The 9477-nt window shown below is 40.3% G+C and carries 7 protein-coding genes, 1 tRNA gene and 2 pseudogenes; 4 read left to right on the forward strand and 6 right to left on the reverse strand.

Features of this window, described 5'->3' with window-relative positions; translation table 11 throughout:
• Positions 1 to 845, forward strand: an 845-nt coding sequence (gene nadC, locus RMZ42_RS34385) for a carboxylating nicotinate-nucleotide diphosphorylase (RefSeq protein ID WP_322675643.1), incomplete at its 5' end; no start/stop codon positions are given.
• Positions 846 to 952: 107 nt separating this feature from the next.
• Here nadC and RMZ42_RS34390 read toward each other — a convergent pair.
• Both RMZ42_RS34390 and RMZ42_RS34395 read right to left on the reverse strand, forming a co-directional pair.
• A pseudogene (locus RMZ42_RS34390) lies at positions 953 to 1183 on the reverse strand (transposase); the annotation flags it as partial.
• A gap of 358 nt (positions 1184 to 1541) precedes the next feature.
• Positions 1542 to 2045, reverse strand: coding sequence for an N-acetyltransferase family protein (locus RMZ42_RS34395; protein WP_322675644.1), 504 nt, complete (start codon positions 2043 to 2045; stop codon positions 1542 to 1544).
• A gap of 626 nt (positions 2046 to 2671) precedes the next feature.
• Between RMZ42_RS34395 and RMZ42_RS34400 the strand changes: the two genes are divergently transcribed.
• Complete coding sequence (locus tag RMZ42_RS34400) at positions 2672 to 3616, forward strand: hypothetical protein (RefSeq protein WP_322675645.1); 945 nt, start codon at positions 2672 to 2674, stop codon at positions 3614 to 3616.
• 160 nt (positions 3617 to 3776) lie between these two features.
• Here the strand turns inward: RMZ42_RS34400 and RMZ42_RS34405 are convergent, their stop codons facing one another.
• The gene (locus RMZ42_RS34405) at positions 3777 to 5447 is read right to left on the reverse strand and encodes an ABC transporter ATP-binding protein (protein ID WP_322675646.1); all 1671 of its coding nucleotides are present in this window, start codon (positions 5445 to 5447) and stop codon (positions 3777 to 3779) included.
• A 299-nt stretch (positions 5448 to 5746) separates the two neighbouring features.
• Here RMZ42_RS34405 and RMZ42_RS34410 point away from each other — a divergent pair, with 299 nt between their 5' ends.
• Entirely contained in the window at positions 5747 to 5995 is a 249-nt protein-coding gene (locus tag RMZ42_RS34410; RefSeq protein ID WP_322675647.1) for a hypothetical protein, read from the forward strand.
• Between the two features lie 14 nt (positions 5996 to 6009).
• Here the strand turns inward: RMZ42_RS34410 and RMZ42_RS34415 are convergent, their stop codons facing one another.
• Both RMZ42_RS34415 and RMZ42_RS34420 read right to left on the reverse strand, forming a co-directional pair.
• Positions 6010 to 6792 (reverse strand): RNA methyltransferase, encoded by a 783-nt coding sequence (locus tag RMZ42_RS34415; RefSeq protein ID WP_322675648.1) that lies wholly within the window; start codon positions 6790 to 6792, stop codon positions 6010 to 6012.
• A gap of 94 nt (positions 6793 to 6886) precedes the next feature.
• Positions 6887 to 6967 (reverse strand) — tRNA-Leu (locus tag RMZ42_RS34420).
• 407 nt (positions 6968 to 7374) lie between these two features.
• On the opposite strand from RMZ42_RS34420, the gene murA reads away from it, so the two are divergent.
• Positions 7375 to 8742: a UDP-N-acetylglucosamine 1-carboxyvinyltransferase gene (murA, locus tag RMZ42_RS34425; RefSeq protein ID WP_322675649.1), complete on the forward strand. Its 1368-nt coding sequence runs from the start codon at positions 7375 to 7377 to the stop codon at positions 8740 to 8742.
• Between the two features lie 411 nt (positions 8743 to 9153).
• Here murA and RMZ42_RS34430 read toward each other — a convergent pair.
• A pseudogene (locus RMZ42_RS34430) lies at positions 9154 to 9375 on the reverse strand (Uma2 family endonuclease); the annotation flags it as partial.
• Positions 9376 to 9477: the final 102 nt, after the last annotated feature.

Below are 9477 nucleotides of genomic sequence, written 5' to 3' on the forward strand. Positions count from 1 at the left end.
CTCCCTGGCTGGTTTTAGATCCTCTTTTGCGTAGCTGGTTATTGGAGGATATTGGTAGGGGCGATCGCACTACAAATACTTTACTAGTAGAAGATGTGACCCTAGGCTCTGCTAAATGGATGGCTAAAGCTTCAGGGATAATTGCTGGCTTACCAGTTGCAGCTAGGGTGTTTCAGATTTTGAATGAAAAAGTTAGCTTTGTGGCGGTTGCGGCTGAAGGTGCATGGTGTGAGCCGGGACAGGTGGTAGCTGAAATTCATGGTTCGCTGGATGCGCTGCTGATGGGGGAACGAGTCGCACTCAATTTGGCTATGCGGTTAAGTGGAATTGCTACGCTGACTAATATATATGTAGAGAAAATTGCTGATTTACCTGCTCAGTTGGTGGATACGCGTAAAACTACGCCAGGGCTAAGACTGTTAGAAAAGTACGCGACTGCTTTGGGTGGGGCGATTAATCACCGCATGGGGTTGGATGATGCGGTGATGATTAAGGATAATCACATTGCTGCGGCTGGCGGAATTGGAGAAGCTGTTACCCGTATTCGTTCTCAGATTCCTTATCCCTTGACTATAGAGGTAGAGACTGAAAGTTTAGAGCAAGTGAAAGAAGCTTTGCAGCACAAGGTTGACATTATTATGCTAGACAATATGCCTTTGGATCTAATGTGCCAGGCGGTAGAGTTGATTCACCAACAAGAGAGCCAGGTAAAAATTGAAGCTTCGGGGAATGTGACTTTGGAAACGATTCGCGCTGTGGCGGAAACTGGTGTTGACTATATTTCTAGCAGCGCGCCGATTACTCAATCGAAGTGGTTAGATTTAAGTATGAGGATTGTACTTTAAATAGAAAGAGGCAAATCATCCTACTGCAAAGTCATTGTAATGTCGCATTCAGGACTTATGCAACTGGCACAAGCAATGGTGTGCGAAGCGCACCGAGCACCCAAAAACTACACAGAAGACATCGCAATATCTGGACGTTTTAGTTGCTCAATTAAATAATTAGAAAGCAAATTGTACTTGAGCTTGTAAATAGTTTTACCTGTTTGATAAGCTAAACTTTTCAGTCTTAGCCAAACTAAGATAACTCAAGCAATATGATTTCTTTGAAGACGGGCTTGACAGCATTGAGATGATTCAATGCCAGTTAGTTGCTTTATTTCTCTATGAAGCTCCTCAATGAATCAGGAGATTTAAAAGCACAAGGCTTTTTGTTACTTTTTCAGCAAGTCCTATGTACTACTGGCTAGCGATCGCACTGTGCCAATTGCTTAAGTCCTGGCATTTTTGGAGGCTCAAAGCCTAACACAATATCTTTCTTGTAATGTGATAGCGAGTTCAATCAACTAGTTTGTAGACACAGTTGAAAATAGTGGATTTTGGTTAGACTACAATCTGAAATTAGAAAAAATGAGAAAAAAGCGATCGCTTACTAATTATCTAAGAATTACCTGAGAATCATGGCAATGGTTACGGGCAATAAATTCAGATCGTTTGTTACCAAACTTAATTTACAAGTCTCAGAAAATAGCGATCGCTTTAAACAACAGGTTTACTAATTTGCAGCCCCATGATTACTAAGTCCCGTTCAACGCTATCAAGTTCGGCAATTTTAGGCAAATGTCCCCAGCGTTGAAAACCAAATGTCTCAAAGAGTTTTAAACTGGGCTGATTGTGGGCAAAAATGAAGCATACTAGGCTCTTTATACCCAAACTAGGACTTTCACTAATTGCTTGTGCTAAGAGTTGTCGTCCCAAACCACATCGATGAAAGCTAGGGGCGATATAAATACTAATTTCGGCAGTCTTACTATAGGCAGGTCGACCATAAAAGGATTGGAAACTAAGCCATCCAGCAATTACTCCTTCTACTTCGATTACCCAAAGTGGGCGTTGTGAAGGCGATCGCCCTTTAAACCAAGCAAGGCGACTTTCCACAGATACTGGTTCTAAGTCAGCGGTTGCCATGCGGCTAGGAATTGCAGTGTTGTAAATTGCCACTATTGCTGGCAAGTCAGTTTCAGTCGCATGGCGAATGGTCATTGCTACCGTCTCAGAAAAAATCTTCAGAAAATATTTAAGAATAATACAGTGTTAATAGTAGCAATTCTACGGTTTCTATCGTAATTGTCACAGATACTTTGTCAGATAGGGATAGTCTACCTTAGATAAGATAATGTCTAACCTTAGTACCAAGTATGCAATGCGCCACTATAAAAGCCACCACTGCTGTTATAACTAGAGCAAAATTACAACACCCTACTTAATGTATTTTATTTAACAGAGGAACTTTTTAAGTTATAACTTTTTCTTTCTAAAGCATGATTCAGTACTCATGCTAGAGAAATAGATAAATTTATCATCCCAGAACAAATAAAATTTTTATCTAAAGATTTATCTACTCCTTTCTACTCCAAGCTTTCTATCAGAAAATAATATCTCAATTCCTTTAGCAGGATAGATTACAAATAATTCTATACTGAATGAACACATAGATTTTTTAGGATTTTATATAACAAAAAATTACACATCTCGTTATCCTAATAAAAGCTGGGTTTCAATTCTATTTAATAAGTACAAGTTATATATAGCTAAAGATAGAGGTTGATCTCATATATTATTATTTAAAATTAATATAAAACAATCAATTAAAGTTAAGCAAAATTACTATGTCTATTAATTGTTTGAATATTAATGATAAATTTAGTACTAATCAAAATACTAATATTTCAAAAGTTGTTGAAATAGCGCTTTTTATAGATCAAATAAAAAATAGTATTTGGGTTTTTGGGATTCCATCTTGGCTTTTTGGAATAACTGATAGGAGTATAGCCGCATTTACCGATGGTTATTTATCTCCTATAGAAATATTTCAGCTATTTACAGCCTCTTTCTTTTTTGTGAGTTGGTTATATCTAAAGCCGGAAGAAAGCTTCAATAGTAATGATTTAGACCCCAGCCAGTATCAAGAATATCTGGATCGCACTCAAGCTAATAAGCTTCAAATAAAAAAGCTCCACATGATAAGCCAGGAGTATATTTTACCGTTTCCTTATATTTGCCAAATTTATCATCTATTGAGCTTAAAGCATTTGGAAACAGTTCATAAATTTAGCCTTAACAACCTAAAAATTTTTCAAATTAGCCACTTTCAGCCCACAAGTACTGGTGGGATAATTAAATTTCAAACAATATTAGACTCACCAGCTAATCCTTTGAGAATTTGGCGACAACCTATTGTAGAGGTGGATTTAATATTACACAGCCCTTACACTGTTGAACTAAGTATCCCAGTTTACAATAACAAAAGAATAATTGTTATATTTCATGCTTTCCCGTTAAATGATTCAGAACATCAATTTTTTATAGATATTTATAGTGACTTAGACTGGCCAAAGCCATTATTACAAATAATATTGCATTTTGCTTCTTGCTTGACTCTATTTGAAGATTTGCCGTATTTAAGAGCTTTAGCTGAAAAAAATATAGGGCGTTTATTCAACTTAAGTAAAACTTCAAATCACGAGACTGCATTGCTATTTAAAAGATTCGTTGAACTTTATAGTTCGAGTGGAGAACCAACTAGATTAGTTGAAGGAAGGGAAGATAGTTAGGAGTTAGGAGTGAGGAACTAGGAGTTTAAAACTTCTAACTTCTGATTTTATTTAGGGACTTGCAAAAAATAAATTATCCCAAATTATTTGTAGATTTCTAAGGGCGTAAACCTTTGCGCCCTTACTACGATGGAGTGTTTTTTTACTGAAAGTCTTTTAGTTAAGCGCGTGCTAGTAAGGGAGCAGCAGCTAGTAAAGTTTTGGTATAAGGGTGCTGAGGATTGGCAAAAATCTTTTTTGTCAGACCAAGTTCGACAATTTTACCACCATTCATTACGGCAATCCGATCGCATAAAAATCGAGCTAACCAAAGATCGTGAGTGATAAATAGATAAGTTAACTCAAATTCTTCCTTTAATTGCAACATCAAATCTAGCACCTGCGACTGAACGCTGGCGTCTAACATACTCACTGGCTCATCGCAGATTAAGAGTTTCGGGTGAGTAATCAAAGCACGAGCGATCGCTACTCGTTGTTGTTGCCCACCAGACAAATCCGATGGATAACGCTCATAATACACTTCTGGCGGTGTTAAGCCAACTTTATTTAGCATCCACAAAACCTGTTCTTTTGCTTTGGCAGGATTGGCTAAATTGTGGATAAATAAAGGATCTGCAATACTTTGTCCCACTGTCATCGCTGGATTGAGACAAGCATGAGGGTCTTGAAAAACCATTTGTATTTGTCGCCGCGAGGAACGAATTTCTTGACGCGATAGTTTAGTTAAATCCTGTCCTAAAAACTCAACTTTGCCACTAGTGGGACGAATTAGTTGCAATATTGTTCGTGATAGTGTGCTTTTACCACAACCTGATTCCCCGACTAAACCGAGAATTTCTCCTGAATAAAGATCCAAGTTGATTCCATCTACTGCTTTAATTGTCTGCGTTTGTGTGTTAAGCAGTCGTTCGATAAAGTTAGGTTCTATAGTGTAGTGTTGCTTGAGTTCTGTAACACTCAAAATTGGAGATTGCTGATTAATAATCGGTAATTGCTTTTCTTCGTCATTTGCAATTATCAATTCTCCACTATCAGTTACTGCTTGAATATGTAATGCTGCTTTTAAAAGCGATCGCGTGTATTCATGTTGAGGTTGCCTAAATACGGTTTCTGTAGAACCCATTTCGACCATTTTGCCGTTGTACATCACGCCAATGCGATCGCAGTACTCAGCCACCATTGCTAAATCGTGAGAAATCAGCAGCAATCCCATATTTTCTTCACCGCACAGGCGAGTTAATTCTTGCAATATCTGCGCGGATACGGTGACATCTAAACTGGTAGTGGGTTCGTCAGCAACAATAAATTTGGGGTTGAGAAGTAAAGCTAAAGCGATCGCTACCCGTTGTCGCATTCCACCGCTAAACTCATGAGGATACTGATTCCAACGACTGACTGGAATATTCACTTTTGCCAAGGTAGCAAGTGCTTTTTCTTTAGCTTCCCGCGTTGATAATTCTGGTGAGTGCGCCTGGAGGGTTTCGATACAATGCTTACCAATGGTCATCAAAGGATCGAGGCGTGTCATGGGATCTTGAAAAATTAAAGCGATCGCTTCTCCCCGAAATTTCCGCAACTGGTTAGGTGTCAAGTCAAACACTGACTGTCCTTGAAATGTCACCCGTCCCTGAATACGGCTAGAGGATGGTAGTAAACGCATTACTGCCCGTCCGATAGTTGATTTACCACAACCTGACTCTCCCACCAATCCCATTCTTTCACCTGGTTTCAAGGTGAAAGATACATCATCAACCGCCCAGGTTGCTTCTTCTCCACTCCGAGCAGGATAGGCAACTCGCAAATTTTCGATACAGAATAAGGCTTCACTCATAGTTAGTAATCAGCCCTGAGCTACCAGTTTTTATAATTTCAAATTTAGGATAGTCTATCAAATTAAGTATTAGACCTGTTTTATAAAACTTACCTAAACATAGCCAAACTTAATTTAGTGTACCCATAGCATCGCCATAAATCTCCAGTCTTAGCAATTGGAGACAGCTATCGATATTCTTGATAACCACTGCTAAAGTTGATACAGCACACAACTATGATGTTATAAGTGCAAAATTTAAATCTGTAGGAACTAGAATCAAAATTAAGTCAGTAAATCAGGATTTTCAAGTTAATATTATGGAGCAAAGTCACCCAGAACAGCGCCGCGCTGCCGATCAAGTATTTCAACAATCCCTCGAACAGTTGGAGGATATCTTACAAGAAATTTCAACTGAGGAAGAAGAAATCCCCCAACTGCATACTAGTACTTTCACGGAAGTAGAACTCGACGAAGACTTGATAGATATTGATTTAGCAGCTCTTGAGGACGCAGTTGCTGATATTGAACAATATCTCGAAGAAAAAACAAAAACCCAATTGGGGTAAAAAGTTAAAATTCACTACTGACAAATCAATTGCCGTTGAGCTTCGTACAACATTAAAGCGGCTGCGATCGCCACATTCAAAGATTCCACTCCAGGACTCAAAGGAATTCTGACTTGCCGATCTGCGATCGCTGCTAAATCTGCTGACAATCCAGCACCTTCATTTCCCAGTAAAATCATACTGGGTTTTCGCCAGTCCACTTCCCAATAAGTTAAAGTCGCATTGGGTAAGGTTGCCACTACCTGCATTCCTGCCTGCTGACTTTGTTGGACTGTCGCTTTTAAATCTTCGGTTACGGCTGTTGCGAGGCGAAACCATTGCCCTGCGGAAGCACGTAGAACTTTAGGACTATCTAAATCTACACTATCTCCACTGACCCACAACCCTGATGCTCCCGCGGCGGCGGCGGTGCGAATCATCGTACCCAGGTTGCCGGGATCTTGTATCGTCTCTAAAGCTAGCACTAAACCAGTCAATGGTAGTTGAGTTTGGCGTTGGCTTCGTTTTGCCGTTGCCACCACACCATCCGGTTGGACTGTGGTAGCGATCGCATCCAAAACTTCTCTACTGACAATTTCGGCGCGATCGCATCGGCTACAAGCTTCTTCCCACAGCGAAGGATGGGCGATTTGCCAATCTGGGGTACAACACACTGTTTCTAGCAGGTAATTGACCGCACAAGCTTCTTCTAACAAGTGCGTCCCTTCTAGTAAAAATAACTGTTGCTTATGCCTCTCCTTGGTGGAGTGCAGCTTGCGAATTTGTTTGACTAGGGAATTCTGTAAACTGGTCAACATCAAAAAGTTAAGAGTTAGAAATTAATAGTTAGGAGTTAATTTAGTTGTTTTTCAGCTTATAACTCTTAACTTATAACTTCTAACTTAGATAGTATGCGGAACCCGGGACTTGAACCCGGAAGCCTTGCGGCACTAGAACCTGAATCTAGCGCGTCTGCCATTCCGCCAGTTCCGCTGGCATTTGTGCTTATCGACAATTTCTTATTATTGCGTTATGTTTTACCTTTGTCAAGTATAAAGCATAATGCCTACTTAAAAGTTTCTAACTGGAAACGTGTTTTTCAGGTACAAGGTCGAATCAAAATATTAACTCGACAGTACAGCATTGATTTTTAGAGAATACTTAAGTTATTTTACTGAGTATTTAATTTTGCTTAAAACTACTGCTGATTGATTATTTTTTTAAATTTTTTAAAAATCTCAAAAAGCTTGCTATTGCTTGTTTACAGCCTGCATTTTCACCCAAAAAAAAATTTTTTTATACCAAACAGTGCTTTAAAACGTGGACATTTTGAATCTTTACTGTAGAATCAAAACCAACTTCAAACATATAAAATACGTATTACTTTTGGAGGTAAGCTTATTAATCCTTCTACCATCTTACCAGATGCCAAAATTACTCCAGAAGCAGACTCCTCAGTCTTGCAAATTTGGGGTGGGCATCCTTTGCGGGGTCATGTAAAAATTAGCGGGGCAAAAAATTCAGCACTGGTAATCATGGCTGGAGCCTTGCTGTGTCCGGGCGATTGTCGTATCCGTAATGTCCCTTTGTTAGCGGACGTAGAGCGGATGGGTCAGGTGTTATCGGCTTTGGGTGTGCAATTAACCCGGCAAGGTGACATTTTAGACATCAATGCCAGCGACATTAAAACATCAAAAGCTCCCTACGAATTAGTTACCCAGTTGAGAGCGAGTTTTTTCGCCATTGGAGCCATTCTGGCAAGACTGGGAGTAGCACAGATGCCGTTACCAGGCGGTTGTGCGATTGGGGCAAGACCAGTTGACTTGCATGTTCGAGGACTGCAAGCAATGGGAGCAGAAGTACAAATTGAGCATGGCATTTGTAATGCCTACGTCCCTGGCAGCAGCCGGAGATTAAAAGGTGCGAACATTTACTTAGACATTGCCAGCGTTGGAGCTACGGAAAATTTGATGATGGCGGCTACCCTAGCAGAGGGTGAAACGATCATCGAAAATGCTGCCAGAGAACCGGAAGTAGTCGATCTAGCTAACTTCTGTAACGCGATGGGAGCGAAGATTAAGGGCGCAGGGACTAGCAGAATTATTATCGAAGGAGTCCCCAAGTTGCATTCTGTTGACTACAGCATTATTCCCGATCGCATTGAGGCTGGGACGTTTTTGCTAGCAGCAGCAATTACCCGCTCAGAACTTCTTCTCTCGCCAGTGGCTCCAGAACATCTCATCCCAGTAATTGCCAAGTTGCGGGATATTGGAGTGACAATAATTGATGAAAAGCCTAACCAATTACACATTCTGCCAGCGGAAACCCTTAAGGCAACGGATATTGAAACTCAATACCATCCAGGTTTCCCCACAGATATGCAAGCACCATTCATGGCTTTGCTAGCAGTGGCAGAAGGCGACAGCGTAATTAACGAATCCGTCTTTGAAAATCGCTTGCGTCATGCCTCAGAGTTGAATCGTTTGGGGGCAGATATTCGTGTCAAAGGCAATGCTGCTTTCGTTCGGGGAGTACCAAAATTATCTGGTGCACCAGTATTAGGTACAGACTTACGAGCATCGGCAGCGTTAGTCATCGCCGGACTAGCGGCAGAAGGACAAACCACAATTCAGGGTTTACAACACCTCGATCGCGGCTACGATCGACTTGATATCAAGTTGCAGCAATTGGGGGCTAAAATCCTCCGCGTGGGCGAAACACCAACAGATGCAGAAATCGCTCCCAGCATCAGTAGCCTGTCAAGTTGAAATCGATTGGTTAAGACTGACGCGGGGATAAGAAGAATAAGGGAGACAAGGTAAAATTTTCTCCCTTGTCTGCCTTTATCTCTGCCATCTATACCTTGCGATCTGCTGAATTATCCTGATAGATAGAGGCTTTTAAGCTTTGTCCATATCTTTTTTTGATGAATATTCTGGAAAAATCTGTGTTGGCTGTTACAATATTGTTAAGAAAAGTTGCCCGTTGCATTTTAGGAACGCGTAATTGGGTTTTAACTCTCTTGAGAAGACAACGCAAAAATATTTTTTAGACCAGCTGTGGGAGGCTGGTCTTTTTATATTTAAAGTCCTCACAAATTATACTTATCTCTTTGGGTATAATACTCACGCTGTTTTATTAATTACTTTTATTGGTTTGTAATAAATTGGTTATGTCAGTTACCAAATCGCCTCAAGGTTTGAAATAAACCCCTGTAAAACATCTTCTCCTGACAAAGTAACAGGCGATTCCAATACCTCTACCTCTTGGTCTTGCCGATAAATCTCTACTTGTCGAGATTTACGATTAATTAACCAACCCAAACGCACACCATTATCTATGTATTCCCTGATCTTTTCCTGAGCTACTTTCAAACTATCCCTTGGCGAAAATACCACTATAGGTGCTATCTACGGTGAGCTACGCTAACGCACCTTTCTACATTTCCAAAAGCGGCGTTGCATAAATGCGGGATGAATCATGGAAACACGGGTATTTCTCTA

The organism is Nostoc sp. DedQUE05, assembly GCF_034530955.1.
In the GTDB taxonomy this organism is placed as follows: Bacteria; Cyanobacteriota; Cyanobacteriia; order Cyanobacteriales; family Nostocaceae; genus Nostoc.